15 protein-coding genes are annotated in these 15,091 nt (G+C 66.7%); 14 read left to right on the plus strand and 1 reads right to left on the minus strand.

Annotated elements, in window-relative coordinates; genetic code table 11:
• Positions 1 to 71: 71 nt before the first annotated feature.
• From AC3WMA_RS24600 to AC3WMA_RS24615, 4 genes are all read left to right on the plus strand, one after another.
• Positions 72 to 560, plus strand: coding sequence for a tripartite tricarboxylate transporter TctB family protein (locus tag AC3WMA_RS24600; protein ID WP_492287891.1), 489 nt, complete (start codon positions 72 to 74; stop codon positions 558 to 560).
• An 18-nt stretch (positions 561 to 578) separates the two neighbouring features.
• Positions 579 to 2,090 carry a tripartite tricarboxylate transporter permease gene (locus AC3WMA_RS24605; RefSeq protein ID WP_492287892.1) on the plus strand — a complete coding sequence of 504 codons (1,512 nt, stop codon included), beginning with the start codon at positions 579 to 581 and terminating at the stop codon, positions 2,088 to 2,090.
• 33 nt (positions 2,091 to 2,123) lie between these two features.
• Complete coding sequence (locus AC3WMA_RS24610; RefSeq protein ID WP_492287893.1) at positions 2,124 to 3,041, plus strand: dihydrodipicolinate synthase family protein; 918 nt, start codon at positions 2,124 to 2,126, stop codon at positions 3,039 to 3,041.
• Between the two features lie 134 nt (positions 3,042 to 3,175).
• Complete coding sequence (locus AC3WMA_RS24615) at positions 3,176 to 3,895, plus strand: ribonuclease activity regulator RraA (protein WP_492287894.1); 720 nt, start codon at positions 3,176 to 3,178, stop codon at positions 3,893 to 3,895.
• Between the two features lie 28 nt (positions 3,896 to 3,923).
• Here AC3WMA_RS24615 and AC3WMA_RS24620 read toward each other — a convergent pair whose 3' ends face one another.
• Positions 3,924 to 4,397 carry a hypothetical protein gene (locus AC3WMA_RS24620; RefSeq protein WP_492287895.1) on the minus strand — a complete coding sequence of 158 codons (474 nt, stop codon included), beginning with the start codon at positions 4,395 to 4,397 and terminating at the stop codon, positions 3,924 to 3,926.
• Positions 4,398 to 4,614: 217 nt separating this feature from the next.
• Between AC3WMA_RS24620 and AC3WMA_RS24625 the strand changes: the two genes are divergently transcribed.
• The 10 genes from AC3WMA_RS24625 to AC3WMA_RS24670 form a co-directional block, all read left to right on the plus strand.
• Positions 4,615 to 5,271 (plus strand): helix-turn-helix domain-containing protein, encoded by a 657-nt coding sequence (locus tag AC3WMA_RS24625; RefSeq protein ID WP_336813198.1) that lies wholly within the window; start codon positions 4,615 to 4,617, stop codon positions 5,269 to 5,271.
• A gap of 182 nt (positions 5,272 to 5,453) precedes the next feature.
• Positions 5,454 to 7,067: a cytochrome-c oxidase, cbb3-type subunit I gene (gene ccoN, locus AC3WMA_RS24630; protein WP_492287903.1), complete on the plus strand. Its 1,614-nt coding sequence runs from the start codon at positions 5,454 to 5,456 to the stop codon at positions 7,065 to 7,067.
• A gap of 12 nt (positions 7,068 to 7,079) precedes the next feature.
• Positions 7,080 to 7,844: a cytochrome-c oxidase, cbb3-type subunit II gene (gene ccoO, locus AC3WMA_RS24635; protein WP_492287896.1), complete on the plus strand. Its 765-nt coding sequence runs from the start codon at positions 7,080 to 7,082 to the stop codon at positions 7,842 to 7,844.
• 11 nt (positions 7,845 to 7,855) lie between these two features.
• Positions 7,856 to 8,011, plus strand: coding sequence for a cbb3-type cytochrome oxidase subunit 3 (locus AC3WMA_RS24640; protein ID WP_055728507.1), 156 nt, complete (start codon positions 7,856 to 7,858; stop codon positions 8,009 to 8,011).
• Positions 8,012 to 8,013: 2 nt separating this feature from the next.
• Positions 8,014 to 8,901 carry a cytochrome-c oxidase, cbb3-type subunit III gene (gene ccoP / locus AC3WMA_RS24645; RefSeq protein WP_492287897.1) on the plus strand — a complete coding sequence of 296 codons (888 nt, stop codon included), beginning with the start codon at positions 8,014 to 8,016 and terminating at the stop codon, positions 8,899 to 8,901.
• A 1-nt stretch (position 8,902) separates the two neighbouring features.
• Complete coding sequence (gene ccoG / locus AC3WMA_RS24650) at positions 8,903 to 10,357, plus strand: cytochrome c oxidase accessory protein CcoG (RefSeq protein ID WP_492287898.1); 1,455 nt, start codon at positions 8,903 to 8,905, stop codon at positions 10,355 to 10,357.
• Between the two features lie 20 nt (positions 10,358 to 10,377).
• On the plus strand, positions 10,378 to 10,899 hold the full coding sequence (locus tag AC3WMA_RS24655; protein WP_492287899.1) for a FixH family protein: 522 nt from the start codon (positions 10,378 to 10,380) through the stop codon (positions 10,897 to 10,899).
• Position 10,900: 1 nt separating this feature from the next.
• Positions 10,901 to 13,099, plus strand: coding sequence for a heavy metal translocating P-type ATPase (locus AC3WMA_RS24660; protein ID WP_492287900.1), 2,199 nt, complete (start codon positions 10,901 to 10,903; stop codon positions 13,097 to 13,099).
• Positions 13,096 to 13,269: a cbb3-type cytochrome oxidase assembly protein CcoS gene (ccoS, locus tag AC3WMA_RS24665; RefSeq protein WP_492287901.1), complete on the plus strand. Its 174-nt coding sequence runs from the start codon at positions 13,096 to 13,098 to the stop codon at positions 13,267 to 13,269. The genes AC3WMA_RS24660 and ccoS overlap by 4 nt, the downstream gene beginning before the upstream one ends.
• A gap of 125 nt (positions 13,270 to 13,394) precedes the next feature.
• Positions 13,395 to 15,091, plus strand: a 1,697-nt coding sequence (locus tag AC3WMA_RS24670) for a DNA translocase FtsK (protein WP_492287902.1), incomplete at its 3' end; no start/stop codon positions are given.

Consider the following 15,091-nt stretch of genomic DNA (forward strand, 5'->3'; position numbering starts at 1 on the left):
AGGCTGGTTTGCGAGATGGCCGGGTCAAGCCCGGCCATGACGCGCAAGCCCTGAAAGGGAGAACCCACCACATGATCACCCGCTTCTGGGCAGAGATCGGGACGGCCGTCCTGACGCTGGTCTTCGGGCTCGTCATTGTGAAGGGCTCGCTCGAATTCGGCATCGGATGGGATACGTCCGGCCCTCAGCCCGGCGCTTTTCCCTTCTATGCCGGTGCGCTGATCGCATTGGCGAGCCTCGGCACGATCGGGGTCACGCTCAGTCAGCGCGTCGCCGGCAAGGCGATGCTGGCCGAGGCCTTCCTCGACGCCGAGCGCGGCAAGCGCGTGCTCGCCTTCCTGCTGCCGCTCGTCGCCTTCGTCGTGCTGAGCGCGACGCTCGGCATGTATGTCGCGACGATCCTCTATCTCGTCTTCGCGATGCGCTTCCAGGGCGGCTATGGCTGGCTGCAGAGCCTCGCCACCGCCTTCGCCACGGCAGCCTTCTTCTATTTCGCGCTCGAGAAATTCTTCCAGATCGGCCTGCTCAAGGGCCCGATCGAGCCGCTCATCGGCCTCTGAGACGGCGGGGAAACCAGCATGGACAACATCGCCAACCTGATGCACGGCTTTTCGGTCGCGCTCACCACGCACCATGTCCTGCTGATGATGGCGGGCGTCCTGCTCGGCGTGCTCGTCGGTGTCCTGCCGGGGCTCGGCGCACCGAACGGCGTCTCGCTCCTGCTGCCGTTGACCTTCTCGATGGATCCGGTCTCGGCGATCATCCTGCTGACCTCGCTCTATTGGGGCGCGCTTTTCGGCGGTTCGACCACCTCGATCCTGTTCAACATCCCCGGCGAGCCATCCTCCGTCGCGACGACCTTCGACGGCCACCCGATGGCCAAGCAGGGCAAGGCGACCGAGGCGCTCTCCTTCGCCTTCCTCTCGGCCGGCTTCGGCGCACTGGCCGGCGTGATCCTGATCACGCTGCTCTCGGGCTGGGTCGCGAAATTCGCTTTGCGCTTCTCCTCGCCCGAATATTTCGCCGTCTATTTCATGACCTTCGCGAGCTTCATCGGGCTTGGCGGCGCCTCGCCCTTCAAGACCGTCGTTTCGATGGCGATCGGCTTTGCGCTTGCGACCATCGGCATGGACTCGGTCTCCGGCAATGTCCGCCTGACCTTCGAGTTCGACGTGCTCTTGGCCGGCGTCAGCTTCCTGATCGCGGTCATCGGCCTGTTCGGCATCGGCGAGTTGCTATTGACCATGGAGGAGGGGCTGAAATTCGAGGGCGTCGCCGCGAAGGTCCGCGTCGGCGACGTGCTGCGTACGGCCGCGAAACTGCCGCGCTACTGGCTCGCCCTGCTGCGCTCGTCGCTGATCGGCATCTGGATGGGCATCACCCCGGGCGGGCCGACGGCCGCCTCCTTCATGAGCTACGCCATGGCCAAGCGCTCCTCGCGCAACCCCGCCAAGTTCGGCAAGGGCGAGCCCGAGGGCGTAATCGCGCCCGAGACGGCGGACCATGCCGCCGGCTCCGCCGCGATGCTGCCGATGCTGGCGCTTGGCATCCCCGGTTCGGCAACGGCTGCCGTGATGATGGGCGGCCTGATGATCTGGGGCCTCAATCCCGGCCCGACGCTCTTCACCGATCGGCCGGATTTCGTCTGGGGCCTGATCGCCTCGATGTATCTCGGCAATCTCGTCGCGGTCGTGGTCGTGCTGGCGACGGTGCCGCTCTTCGCCTCGATTCTGCGCATTCCCTTCTCGATCATCGGGCCGATCATCGTGGTGATCTGCTTCATCGGCGCCTTCACCGCCGCGAGCAAGGAGTTCGACATCTGGCTCGCGCTGGCCTTCGGCCTCGTCGGCTATCTCTTCAAGAAGCTCGACTACCCGATCGCGCCGCTCGTGCTCGCCATGGTCATCGGCGACAAGGCGGAGGATGCCTTCCGCCAGTCGATGATCTTCAGCCAGGGCTCGCTCTCGATCTTCTGGTCGAACCCGCTGGTCTCGACACTGATGGCGATCGGCCTCGCGCTGCTGGTCATGCCGGTGATCGGCTCGGTCGCGCGGCGCTTGCGCGGCACCAAGGCCACCAGCACTGTCTGAACTCCTCCTGTCCGCCACCGACGAGATGACGCCATGACCGAACCCTACAAGGGCATCCTGCCGATCGCGCCGACCATCTTCCACGACAACGGCGACCTCGATGTCGAGGGCAACCGGCGCGTCATGGACCTGATGGTCGACCAGGGCGTCGACGGCATCTGCATCCTCGCCAATTTCTCGGAGCAGTTCCTGCTCACCGACGAAGAGCGCGATCAGGTCATGCGGCTCTCGCTGGAGCAGGTCGCAGGCCGGGTGCCGGTCATCGTCACGACCTCGCATTTCTCGACCCGCATCGCCGCCCAGCGCGCCAAGGCCGCGGCCGATGCAGGTGCGAAGATGCTGATGATGATGCCGCCCTATCACGGCGCGCTGCTCAAGGCCGACGAGCAGGGCATGATCGAGCATTTCAAGGCGGTGGCGGATGCCTGCGGCATTCCGATCATCCTGCAGGACGCGCCGCTCTCCGGCGTGACCATGACGGTGCCCTTCATGATCCGGCTGGCGAAGGAGGTTCCGCTCGTCCGTTATTTCAAGATCGAGGTGCCCGGTACGGCGGGCAAGCTGCGCGCGCTGATCGAGGCCGGCGGCGATGCCGTGGTCGGCCCCTTCGATGGCGAGGAGGCGATCACGCTGATGGCCGATCTCGACGCGGGCGCCACCGGCACCATGACCTCGGCGATGATCCCCGACCTGATCAAGCCGATCCTCGCCGCCCATGCCGCGGGTGACCGCAAGCAGGCGGCGGCGCTCTATGCCCGCGTCCTGCCGATCATCAATTACGAGAACCGCCAATGCGGCCTGCGCTCGGCCAAGGCGGTGATGAAGGAGGGCGGCGTGATCAGGTCGGAGGCCGTGCGCCATCCGCTGACGCCGCTGCATCCGAAGACGCGCGAGGGCCTGATCGAACTCGCGCGTGAGCTCGATCCGCTGGCGCTACGCTGGGGCAAGTAAGCGATATCCCGGCGGGCAGGGGCGGGGTTGCGTTTTTCGCGTCCCGCGCTGCCTTTACAAAGCGGGTCGGATCGCGGGAACCTCTCCCTTGCCTGCCACCCGGCGGGGAGCCACGGACGTCGGAAGGTGAACGCATGCCCAGTCTCAAGCCGGAAACCCGCGAGAAGCTGCGCACGGTCTCCGTCGCCACGCTCTGCACGGCGCTGTTCAAGCGCGGCCTGCGCAACCAGTTCATCCAGGATGTCCGCTCGCTCAACCCCGGCGCCGGAACCATGGTCGGCGAGGCCTTCACGCTCCGCTACATTCCGGCGCGCGAGGATCTGAATCAGCTCTCGGTCTTCCAGGACCGCGCCCACCCGCAGCGCAAGGCGGTCGAGGATTGCCCGCCCGGCGCCGTGATGGTGATCGACAGCCGCAAGGACCCGCGCGCGGCCTCGGCCGGTGGCATCCTCGTCTCGCGCCTGATGAAGCGCGGCGTTGCCGGCGTCGTCACCGATGGCGGCTTCCGGGACTCCTACGAGATCGCGGGATTGCCCTTCCCGACCTATCACAACCGCCCGTCCTCCCCGACCAACCTGACCCTGCATCAGGCGATCGACATCAACGTGCCGATCGGCTGCGGCGATGTCGCGGTCTTCCCAGGCGATGTCGTGGTCGGCGATGCCGAGGGCGTCATCGTCATCCCCGCCCATCTCGCCGACGAGGTCGCGACTGAGGCCGTCGAGATGACAGCCTTCGAGGATTTCGTCACCGAGGAGGTCCTCAAGGGCCGCTCGATCCTCGGCCTTTATCCGGCGACGGAGGAGCAGACCAAGGTCGATTTCGTGGCCTGGCGGAAGGCCAACGGCCGCTGATCGGAGCGGCCTGCCGGTTTGAGGCAGGTCAATTAGGGGCTGTCGGCGCCAGTTGCGCCCGGCCCAGCACCATCATCCGGTCGATCTGGAAGCCCGAGCGCTGGAGCGCGTCATGGTCTTGCGGCCAGGCGGCCGAGCGCTCCAGCGAGATCGCGATCCGCGGCAGGTCGAGCTCGACCGCGAGCTGGTTGGCGAAGCGCAGCAGCGCGTTGACCAGATGCGTGCCCGGCAGCCGGAGCATCGCGAGTTCCGAGATTTCCAGCGCGGCCCCGCCCGCGATCGTCTGCGCGACGCGGAAGGTGAAGACCGCATGCGGCATGGCGCGCGCGTCACGCAGCGCGAAGACGCCGCGTGGCCTTACGCCATCCTGCGAATGGTCGCGCACGAACTCGGCCCAGCCCTCCGGCGTCACCTCCGGATGCAGCATGGCGACGAGGTTGAAGACCGTGTCGGCGCCGGCCGGCGCGATGCGCGCGACCTCGAAGATATCATCGCCCGTCACGTGCGGTTTCTCCCGAATTCAGGGGCGCACGGTGGTTGCGTGAGGCCTGTCGTCGCATTGATCTGGATCAATTTCGCGGGCTCTGGCGGCGAGCGTGCTTTGTGACCTTGCCCGCCTCGGTTATGGTCTTTCCGATAAGTGGGAAGATGCGATCGTGAACTGTCATCCTTCGGCCTGTAGCGCTGCGCACCGCGGTGAAGGCAATTGCCGCAGCTGCATGGTGCGTCTTGTCAGCGTCTGCGCGTCGCTCTCCGACGACGAGCTGGCGCTGCTGGAATCGCTGGCGCACCCCACGCATTTCGCCTCGGGCGAGACGCTGTTCACGCAGGGGCGCGAGGCGCACTCGGTCTACAACGTCACGGCCGGCGTCGTGCGCCTCTACAAGCTTCTCTCCGACGGTCGCCGTCAGGTGGTGGGTTTCGCGCTGCCGGGCGACTTCCTCGGGCTCGCGATGCGCGACGCCTATGGCTTCTCGGCCGATGCGATCGGCGAGGTCTCGGCTTGCGCCTTCTCGCGCGGCGCCTATACCGCGCTGGTCGACGCCAAGCCGCATCTGCTGAAGCGCCTGCACGAATTCGCGACGCATGAGCTGACGCTCGCCCATGAGCAGATGATGCTGCTGGGCCGGCGTACCGCCGAGGAGAAGCTGATCTGCTTCCTGCTCGGCATGCAGCAGCGCTGGGCGCGCCTCGGAAAGCCCTCGGTCACCGTGCCCCTGCCGATGACACGGCAGGACATCGCGGACTTCCTCGGCCTGACCATCGAGACCGTCAGCCGCACCTTCACCCGCCTCGCCAAGGACAAGACGATCCTGATCGTCCCGGGCGGCGTGCGCGTGATGAACCCCGAGCGCATGAGCGCCGTCGCGGCCTGAGCCTGCGCCGCGGCGCCGCACCCGGTGCGCCGCTGCCCTTGACCTGAATCAACGCCCCTCCGTCCCCCGCTCGCTAAGTCTCATGCGAATGGCGCGCTCATGCGCCGGCGACGAAGCGGGGTCAGAAGGTGACGGCAACGGCAAGCCCTGTCAGGCAGGCGACGGTCGGCGAATTGTTGGGGATGCTGATCGCGGCGGCCTGCGTGCTGCCCCTGATCATCATCGCGGCGCTGACCGAGAATTCCGGCTACGCCTTCCACGCCATGCTCGGCGTCCTGGCTTCCGTCGTCGGCATCATCCTGATCGCCAACCGCTGCTTCGACGGCGGCGTTGCGGTCGAGCCGCAGGAAGTCGACGGCAAGCCCAACTACAACATGGAGCCGGTCAAGTTCGCGACCGTGGCCGCCATGGTCTGGGGCATCGCCGGCTTCGCGGTCGGCCTCATCATCGCGCTCCAGCTCGCCTTCCCGGTTCTCAATTTCGACCTGCCCTGGATCAACTTCGGCCGTCTGCGGCCGCTGCACACCTCGGCGGTGATCTTCGCCTTCGGCGGCAACGTGCTGATCGGCACGTCCTTCTATGTCGTGCAGCGCACCTGCCGCGCGCGGCTGGCCGGAACGCTGTCGCCCTGGTTCGTCGTGCTCGGCTACAACTTCTTCATCGTCATCGCCGGCACCGGCTACCTGCTGGGGATCACCCAGGGCAAGGAATACGCCGAGCCGGAATGGTATGCCGATCTCTGGCTGACCATCGTCTGGGTCGTCTATCTCCTGGTCTTCCTGGGCACGGTGATGAAGCGCCGGGAGCCGCATATCTATGTGGCGAACTGGTTCTATCTCGGCTTCATCCTGACCATCGCGGTCCTGCATATCGGCAATAACGTCGCCGTGCCGGTCTCGCTTCTGTCGCCGCGCTCCTACGGCCTCTGGTCGGGCGTGCAGGATGCGATGTTCCAGTGGTGGTACGGCCATAACGCGGTCGGTTTCTTTCTCACCGCCGGCTTCCTCGCGATCATGTACTACTTCGTGCCCAAGCGCGCGGAGCGGCCGATCTACAGCTACCGGCTCTCGATCATCCACTTCTGGGCGCTGATCTTCATCTATATCTGGGCCGGTCCCCACCATCTCCACTACACCGCGTTGCCAGACTGGGCGCAGACGCTGGGCATGACCTTCTCGATCATGCTGTGGATGCCCTCCTGGGGCGGCATGATCAACGGCATCATGACACTGTCCGGCGCCTGGGACCGGCTGCGCACCGACCCCGTGCTGCGGATGATGGTGGTCTCACTCGCCTTCTACGGCATGGCCACCTTCGAGGGGCCGCTGATGTCGATCAAGGCGGTCAACGGCCTGTCGCATTATACCGACTGGACCATCGGCCACGTCCATGCCGGCGCGCTCGGCTGGGTCGCCTATATCTCCTTCGGCGCGATCTACTGCCTTGTGCCCTGGCTCTGGAACCGTCGGGGGCTCTACTCGCTCAAGCTGGTGAGCTGGCATTTCTGGATCTCGACGCTCGGCATCGTCTTCTACATCTGCGCGATGTGGGTCTCCGGCATCCTCCAGGGCCTGATGTGGCGCGCCTACACCGCGCTCGGCTTCCTCGAATATTCCTTCATCGAGACCGTCGCGGCGATGCATCCCTTCTACGTGATCCGCGCATTGGGCGGCGCGCTCTTCCTGCTCGGCGCGCTGATCATGGCCTTCAATCTCTGGATGACCGTGCGCTCCGAGAGTGCGGCCGAGATGCCGCGCACCGACGAGGCGCCAGCGCCGCTGGCCATGGCCGTCTGAGGAGCTTCCAGAATGACGAGCATCGAACACAAGTCCGCGCGCAAGTCGCTCTGGGCCAAGCACAAGATCTTCGAGACCAACTCGATCGTCCTGGTCCTCGGCACGCTGCTGGTGATCTCGATCGGCGGCCTCGTCGAGATCGCGCCGCTGTTCTACCTGAAGAACACGATCGAGACCGTGCAGGGCATGCGCCCCTACACCCCGCTCGAGCTCGCCGGCCGGGCGATCTATGTCCGCGAGGGCTGCTACAACTGCCACAGCCAGATGATCCGGCCGCTGCGTGACGAGGTCGAACGCTACGGGCATTACTCGCTCGCGGCCGAGAGCATGTACGACAAGCCCTTCCAATGGGGCTCCAAGCGCACCGGGCCGGACCTCGCCCGCGTCGGCGGCAAGTATTCCGACGAGTGGCAGCGGGCGCATCTCACCGAGCCGCGCGCGGTCGTCCCGCAATCGATCATGCCGGGCTACCCCTTCCTGGCGAAGACCGAGCTGAAATACAGCGACATCGCCGACGAGTTGCGGGCCAACCGCGCCGGCGGCGTGCCCTATAGCGACGAGATGATCGCGCAGGCCGGCAGCGACCTGAAAGCGCAGGCGACGCCGGACCATCCCGGCCAATCCGATCTGGAGAGGCGCTATCCCAAGGCGCAGTCGCGCGATTTCGACGGCGATCCGCAGCGCATCACCGAGGCCGACGCCCTGGTCGCCTATCTCCAGGCGCTCGGCACGCTCGTCGACTTCAAGCTCTACGACGACAAGGCCAACATCCGCTGAGCGAGGCTGCCATGCAAACGACCTATCACTGGCTCGCCGGCTTCGCCCAGTCCGTCGGCCTTCTCTACTTCGTCGCCGTCTTCCTCGGCGTCTGCGTCTACGCCTTCTGGCCGAAGAACCGCGCCCGCTTCGAGCAAGCCGCGCTCAATCCGCTGCGCGAGGACTGATCATGGACCAGAAGAACCACGACGCCCCGCATATCGATCCCCATACCGGCATCGCCACGACCGGCCATGAATGGGACGGCATCCGCGAGCTCAACACGCCGCTGCCGCGCTGGTGGCTCGGTATCTTCTACGCGACCATCGTCTGGTCGATCGGCTACTGGGTCGTCTACCCTGCCTGGCCGCTCCTGACCGACACAACCAAGGGCGTGATCGGCTATGCGAGCCGCGCCGATATCAGCGCCGACATGGCGCAGCTCAAGGCGCAGCGCGCGGTCCAGGCTGCCGGGATGACGGAGGCCACGCCGGCGCAGATCAAGGCCGATCCGACCCTGTTCCAGATCGCGATGGCACAGGGCAAGGCCGCCTTCGGCGATAATTGCGCCGCCTGCCACGGCGTCGGCGGCGCCGGTGCCAAGGGCTATCCGAACCTGAACGACGACGACTGGCTCTGGGGCGGCTCGCTCGACGCGATCCAGCAGACCATCCTCCACGGCATCCGTGCCACCGGCAATGACGAGACGCGGGTCAGCCAGATGCCGGCCTTCGGCCGCGACGGTATGCTCAAGCGCGACGAGATCAATGCCGTCGCCAATCATGTCCGCGAGCTTGCCGGCCTCCCAACCGAGCCCAAGGCCAATCTCGCACTCGGCCGCAAGCTCTTCGCCGACAATTGCGCTGCCTGCCATGGCGAGGCCGGCAAGGGCAACGTGGAGATGGGCGCGCCGAACCTCAGCGACGCGATCAGTCTCTACGGCATGGACATGGCCTCGCTCACCGAGACCATCGCCAACAGCCGCAATGGCGTGATGCCGGCCTGGGGCGGGCGCCTCGATGCGACGACGATCAAGGCGCTGACCGTCTACGTCCACTCGCTGGGGGGAGGGCAGTAGCGTGAGCACGGCCGGGGCCGATCCCGACGACCTGCCGCTCTTCGCGGCGTCGGCGAAGGTCTATCCGCAGAGCGTGTCCGGCCCGTTCCGGCGCGCAAAGTGGTTCATCCTCTTCCTGTGCCTCGGCATCTACTACCTGCTGCCGTTCCTGCGCTGGGATCGCGGCCCGCACCTGCCCAACCAGGCTGTGCTGGCCGATATCGCCAATGGCCGCTTCTACTTCTTCTTCATCGAGATCTGGCCGCAGGAAGTCTACTACTTCACTGGCCTGCTGATCCTGGCTTCCTTCGTCCTCTTCCTGATGAACGCCCTCGCCGGCCGGGTCTGGTGCGGCTATCTCTGCCCGCAGACGGTCTGGACCGACCTTTTCCTCGCCGTCGAGCGCTTCTTCGAGGGCGACCGGCGCGAGCGCATGCGTCTCGACGAGGCTCCGTGGAGCGCGGACAAGCTCTGGCGCAAGAGCGCCAAGCACGCGGTCTGGATCATCATCGCCTGGTGGACCGGCGGCGCCTGGGTGCTCTATTTCGCCGATGCGCCGACGCTGGTGCGCGAACTCGCGACCTTCACCGCGCCACTCTCGGCCTATGTCTGGATCGCGATCCTGACCTTCACGACCTACACGCTCGCCGGCATCATGCGCGAGCAGGTCTGCAAGTTCATGTGCCCCTGGCCACGCATCCAGGCGGCATTGACCGACGACGAGGCGCTCAACGTCACCTATCGCTACGATCGCGGCGAGCCGCGCGTCTCGGTCAAGCAGGGCCTGAAGCTCAAGGCGCAGGGCGCGCCGGCCGGCGATTGCATCGACTGCCATCAATGCGTCGCGGTCTGCCCTGTCGGCATCGACATCCGCGACGGCGCCCAGCTCGACTGCATCCAGTGCGGGCTCTGCATCGATGCCTGCGACACCGTCATGGCCAAGGTCGATCGCCCCAAGCGCTTGATCGCCTATGACACCGAGACCAACGTCAAGCGGCGGATGGCCGGCCTGAAGGCGATCTACCGCCCGTTCCGGGTCCGCACGGCGATCTATGCGGCGCTGATCGTGGTCGTCGGCGGCGCCATGCTCTGGCAGCTCGCGACGCGCCGCACGGCCGATATCTCGGTGCTGCACGAGCGCGCGCCGCTTTTCGTGACGCTAAGCGACGGCTCGATCCGCAATGCCTACGCGGTCCGGCTGCTCAACAAGCGCCCGGAAACCCGTCCCTTCGCGCTGACCGTCGACGGCTTGCCCGGCATCCGCATCGAGGCCGTCGGCGTGGCGCCAACCGCCGATGTCAGGCCGGTCGTGACCGTCGATCCGGATGCCTCGCGCGAGGTGCGCGTGCTCGTCACCGTCCCGGCCGGCGTGCCGCTGGAAGCGTCGCAGGCCATCACCATCACTGCTTCCGATCTCTTCGCCGGGGAGACCGTGCGCGCGGCCGACCACTTCATGGCGCCCGGAGCCAAACCATGAGCTGCTGCGGAGTTTTCCTGATGTCCTGCGACACCCCTGCCGCCCCGCGCCCGCGCCGCCACTTCAAGCTGACCGGCGGAATGGTCGCGGCGATGCTGGTGCTGTTCTTCGGCGTCATCGTTTCGGTCAATGCGACGATCCTCACCGTGGCGCTGCGCACGATGCCGGGCGTCGAGACCAAGAGCGCCTACGAGACCAGCCAGCATTTCAACGCGGAGATCGCCCGCCAGCACGAGCGTGACGCGCGCGGCTGGAAGGCGGCGGTCGCGCTCGCCCGGCAAGGCGAGGGCGCCGCGCTTGGCGTCACCCTGGAGGACCGCGCCGGCCGACCTCTCTCCGGCTTCACGGCAACGGCGCGCCTGCGTCACCCCGCCACCTCTGCACGCGACCACGCCGTCACGCTGAATGAGCGCCAGTCTGGCCGCTATGAGGCCGATCTCGACCGTGTCGAGGCCGGTTCCTGGATACTGGAGCTGCAGGCAAAGCGCGGCGAGGAGGTCGTTTTCGTCTCCCGCAGCCGCATCATCCTGCCGGAGACGTAAGATGGCGGCGCAGGATCTCTCGGTGTTCGTGCGTCATCGCGATGGCGGCATCGCCAGCATGGAACTGGCGGTCGACGGCATCCGCTGCGCCGGCTGCATGCAGGCGATCGAGAGCGGGCTAGGTCGCGAGCCGGCCATCCTCGGCGCCCGCGTCAATCTCGCCCTGAAACGCGTCTCGGTCGAATGGCGCGAGGCGCTGCTGCGACCGGAGGCGGTCGTCGACAAGCTCGGCGCGCTCGGCTTCAAGGCCTATCCCTTCATCGCCGAGCGTCAGGAGGACGGGGCTGTCGCGGAAGAGCGCAGTCTGATGCGCCGGCTCGGCGTCGCCGGCTTCGCCTCGATGAACATCATGCTGCTCTCGGTCGCGGTCTGGGCCGGCAATAGCGGCGATATCGACCCGACGACGCGCGATTTCTTCCATTGGCTGTCGGCGCTGATCGCCCTGCCGACGGCGGCCTATGCCGGCCGGCCCTTCTTCGAGAGCGCGCTGCGCGCCCTGAAGGCCGGCGCCGTCAACATGGACGTGCCGATCACCATCGGCGTTGTGCTGGCGCTGGTCATGTCCGTCGCGGAAACCTGGACCCATGGCCGCCACGCCTATTTCGACGGCGTGGTGATGCTGCTCTTCTTCCTGCTGATCGGGCGCTATCTCGACCAGCTGATGCGCCGCCGCACCCGCGACCTCGCCGGCAATCTCGCCGCTCTCAAGGCCGAGACCGCGACAAGGCTTGCGGAGGATGGCAGCTGGACGATCACGCCGATTGCCGCAATCCAACCCGGGGACCGCGTCCTGGTCCGCCCGGGCGAGCGCGTCTCGGTCGATGGTATCATCGAGACCGGCAGCTCCGAACTCGATCAAAGCCTCGTCACCGGCGAGACCGCGCCGGCCGCGATCGGGCAGGGCGAACGTGTCCATGCAGGCACGCTGAATCTCACAGGCACTCTGACCATCCGCGTCGAGGCGGCAGGCCAGGGCACGCTGCTCGACGAGATCGACCGGCTGATGAATCAGGCCGTCGGCAGCCGCTCGCGCTATGTCCATTTGTCGGACCGGGCGGCGCGGCTCTATGCGCCGGTGGTCCATACGCTGGCAGCCGCGACCTTCCTCGGCTGGCTCGTTTGGGGGCTCGCCTGGCCGGAGGCCTTGCTGATCGCCGCCACCGTGCTGATCATCACATGCCCCTGCGCGCTCGGCCTCGCGATTCCCGCGGTGCAGGTCGTCGCAGCCTCCGCCCTGTTCAAGCGCAAGATCATGCTCAAGGAAGGCGATGCGCTGGAGCGCCTCGCTGAGGCCGATATCGCCGTCTTCGATAAGACGGGAACGCTGACCCTGCCTGAGCCCGATATCCTCAATCCCGAGGCGCTGGCGGCGGAACGACGGGCCGAGATCGGAGCACTCGCAGCAGCCAGTACCCACCCGCTGGCGCAAGCCTTGGCCCGCGCGCTCGGCGCCGCCTCTCCGCGAACGGATGTTCGCGAGGAGCGCGGGCACGGCCTGTCGGCGGGAGAGGGCGATGACGAGCAGCGCCTCGGCAGCATCTCCTTTTGTGATACCGAAGCAGAGGCGATTTCGGTCAAGGCGCAGCATCCGGGCGCTTCGCTGATCGCCTATCGCCATGGCTCTTATCGTACGGTCCTGGCGCTCGGGCAGAGCCTGCGCCCTGATGCGCGCGCGACGATCGACGCTTTGCGCGCGGCAGGTCTGGAGATCGCGATCCTCTCCGGCGATCGGCTGGAAGCGGTCGCGCCGATCGCAGCCGCGCTCGGCATCGCGCATGTCCAGGCCGGGCTGCTGCCGGCCGACAAGCTCAACCTTCTCGACAGCATGGCGGCCAACGGTCGCAAGGTGCTGATGGTCGGAGACGGGCTCAACGATGCGCCGGCCTTGGCAGGCGCGCATGTCTCGCTCTCGCCGGTCAGCGCCACCCATCTCGCGCAGGCGGCGGCCGATATCGTCTTCCTCGGCGACAGCCTCGCGCCCGTCGCGGCCGCGCTCGGTATCGCCCGCAAGGCGCGCGGGCTGATGCTGCAGAACCTGTGGTTCGCCGTGCTCTACAATGCGGTGGCGGTGCCGATCGCGATTGCCGGGCTGGCGACGCCGCTGGTCGCCGCCGTCGCCATGTCGGGCTCGTCGCTGGTGGTGACCCTCAACGCCCTGCGCGCACGTGGCCGCAAGGCATCACCGGAGGCAGAGGCATGAACATCATCGTCATCCTGTTTCCCCTCGCGCTGGGGCTCGGCCTGCTCGGGCTTGGCGCCTTCTTCTGGTGCATGCGCTCCGGCCAGTTCGCCGATCTCGAAGGCGCCGCCTGGCGTGTGCTGCAGGACGACGATGCGGCAAGGAGCACGCCGGAAAAAGAAGTGCTCTGATCGTCGCAGGGAGCTTGAGCGCGCCAGCTTCGAACACCGAAAAGGAGGCTGCCGGAACGGTCTCTTAACCCTGCCGGGCTAGGACTGGGGCTCAGGTTAACGAAGCGTAGTGTTCGCCTAAGCCCATGCAAAAACTGGATCGTCTCCGCCGCGCGAACGCCGTCGTTTCCGAGGATCATCGCCTCGCTCAACCACAGCAGACCGCACTGTCCGCAACCCCGGAAACCGCTGTCGCAGAGCCGCTTCGCAACGAGCCGGCATCGTCCAGTCTCTGGCCGACCTATGTCCGTCCCTCGCGCTCCGTCGATGCCCAGCGCAAGCTCGCTCAGGCCGAGCGGGAGCTCTCCGCCTCGCCGGTCCTCGGGCAGCGATTCGACATCAGCCTGTCTCCGGACGCTCCTGTTCCGGGGGAAAGCCGCGTCCGCTTCTGGCGCACGCCGGATCACCTGATCCGGCAGGTCTGGGGCGCGCCCGGCACCGAGCCGATGCCCGAGCCCGTCATCGACGAGCTGGCCGATGTCGAATTGACCTTCGACGCGGATGAGAACGCCTTCGTCGACGAGATGAAGCCCGCTGAAATGGGTTTCGAGGCCCCTGCGGAGAGTGCTGCCTACCCGGCACAGGATGTCGCGACACCGCTCGATTTCATCTCGGATCACGCCTTCTGGGAATGCGTGCCCGAGGCCGAGCGCGACGATGCCGATTTCGCATTTGAAGCCGCTGCTCCGTCGATGACGGCGGAAGCGATGGCCTATGCCCCGGTCATGGCTTTCGAAGAGCCGCAAGTCGGTATGCGCTCGGCCGCGCCGCTCGCGATGACGGCTCCGGTCGTCGCGCCGGCCTGGTCCGGTTTCGGCTGGGGGCAGAGCTATCAGGTGAGCTTCCAGATCGCGACGCCGTCCTGGCAGATGCCGGCCACTGAGGCGCCTGTGGTCGAGGATGAGGCTCCGATTACGAACGAACCCGTGATTGCGGCAAAGCCCGGCGTGCCGTTGGCGCGCAGCACCCAGCCTTCGGTCGAGCCCAGGCCTGTTCTGCCCAAGCCCGTTCAGCCCGAGGCCGCCAAGCCTGAAGCCGTCCGTCCCGAGCCGGTCGCGCTCGAATCCGCCAAGGTCACTCCGTTCCGGGCCAAGCTCCGCCTTGTCGAGTTGCCGGTCGTGCAGGATGCCGGCTTCCAGCTCCCGCCGATCGAGTTCTTGGCCGAGCCGCCACAGGAGCAGGCCGAGACCATGCCGGTCGAGATGCTCCAGCAGAATGCCGGCTTGCTCGAAGGGGTTCTGGAGGATTTCAACATCCGCGGCGAGATCGTCCAGGCCTGCCCGGGGCCGGTCGTCACCTTGTATGAACTCGAGCCCGCCCCCGGCATCAAGAGTTCCCGCGTGATCTCCCTGGCGGACGACATCGCGCGTTCGATGAGCGCGGTGTCGGCGCGTGTTGCGGTGGTGCAGGGCAAGAACGCGATCGGCATCGAACTGCCGAACGCCCGCCGCGAGACCGTCTTCCTGCGCGAATTGCTTGCCAGCCAGGATTTCGAGGCGACCAAGCACAAGCTCGCGCTCTGCCTCGGCAAGACCATCGGCGGCGAGCCGGTCATCGCCGATCTCGCCCGCATGCCGCATCTGCTCGTCGCCGGCACCACCGGCTCGGGCAAGTCGGTCGCCATCAACACCATGATCCTGTCGATCCTCTACCGGCTGAAGCCGGAGGAGTGCCGCCTGATCATGGTCGATCCCAAGATGCTCGAGCTCTCCGTCTATGACGGCATCCCGCATCTGCTCACCCCGGTCGTCACCGATCCCAAGAAGGCGGTCGTCGCCTTGAA

The sequence above is a fragment of the Allobosea sp. FW305-C-101 genome, from assembly GCF_058783685.1.

Bases quoted from the DNA above. Each gene is read 5' to 3' on its own strand.
- AC3WMA_RS24600 (WP_492287891.1), top strand. From the start codon at position 72: ATGATCACCCGCTTCTGGGCAGAGATCGGGACGGCCGTCCTGACGCTG.
- AC3WMA_RS24605 (WP_492287892.1), top strand. From the start codon at position 579: ATGGACAACATCGCCAACCTGATGCACGGCTTTTCGGTCGCGCTCACC.
- AC3WMA_RS24610 (WP_492287893.1), top strand. From the start codon at position 2,124: ATGACCGAACCCTACAAGGGCATCCTGCCGATCGCGCCGACCATCTTC.
- AC3WMA_RS24615 (WP_492287894.1), top strand. From the start codon at position 3,176: ATGCCCAGTCTCAAGCCGGAAACCCGCGAGAAGCTGCGCACGGTCTCC.
- AC3WMA_RS24625 (WP_336813198.1), top strand. From the start codon at position 4,615: ATGGTGCGTCTTGTCAGCGTCTGCGCGTCGCTCTCCGACGACGAGCTG.
- ccoN (WP_492287903.1), top strand. From the start codon at position 5,454: ATGCTGATCGCGGCGGCCTGCGTGCTGCCCCTGATCATCATCGCGGCG.
- ccoO (WP_492287896.1), top strand. From the start codon at position 7,080: ATGACGAGCATCGAACACAAGTCCGCGCGCAAGTCGCTCTGGGCCAAG.
- AC3WMA_RS24640 (WP_055728507.1), top strand. From the start codon at position 7,856: ATGCAAACGACCTATCACTGGCTCGCCGGCTTCGCCCAGTCCGTCGGC.
- ccoP (WP_492287897.1), top strand. From the start codon at position 8,014: ATGGACCAGAAGAACCACGACGCCCCGCATATCGATCCCCATACCGGC.
- AC3WMA_RS24655 (WP_492287899.1), top strand. From the start codon at position 10,378: ATGTCCTGCGACACCCCTGCCGCCCCGCGCCCGCGCCGCCACTTCAAG.
- AC3WMA_RS24660 (WP_492287900.1), top strand. From the start codon at position 10,901: ATGGCGGCGCAGGATCTCTCGGTGTTCGTGCGTCATCGCGATGGCGGC.
- ccoS (WP_492287901.1), top strand. From the start codon at position 13,096: ATGAACATCATCGTCATCCTGTTTCCCCTCGCGCTGGGGCTCGGCCTG.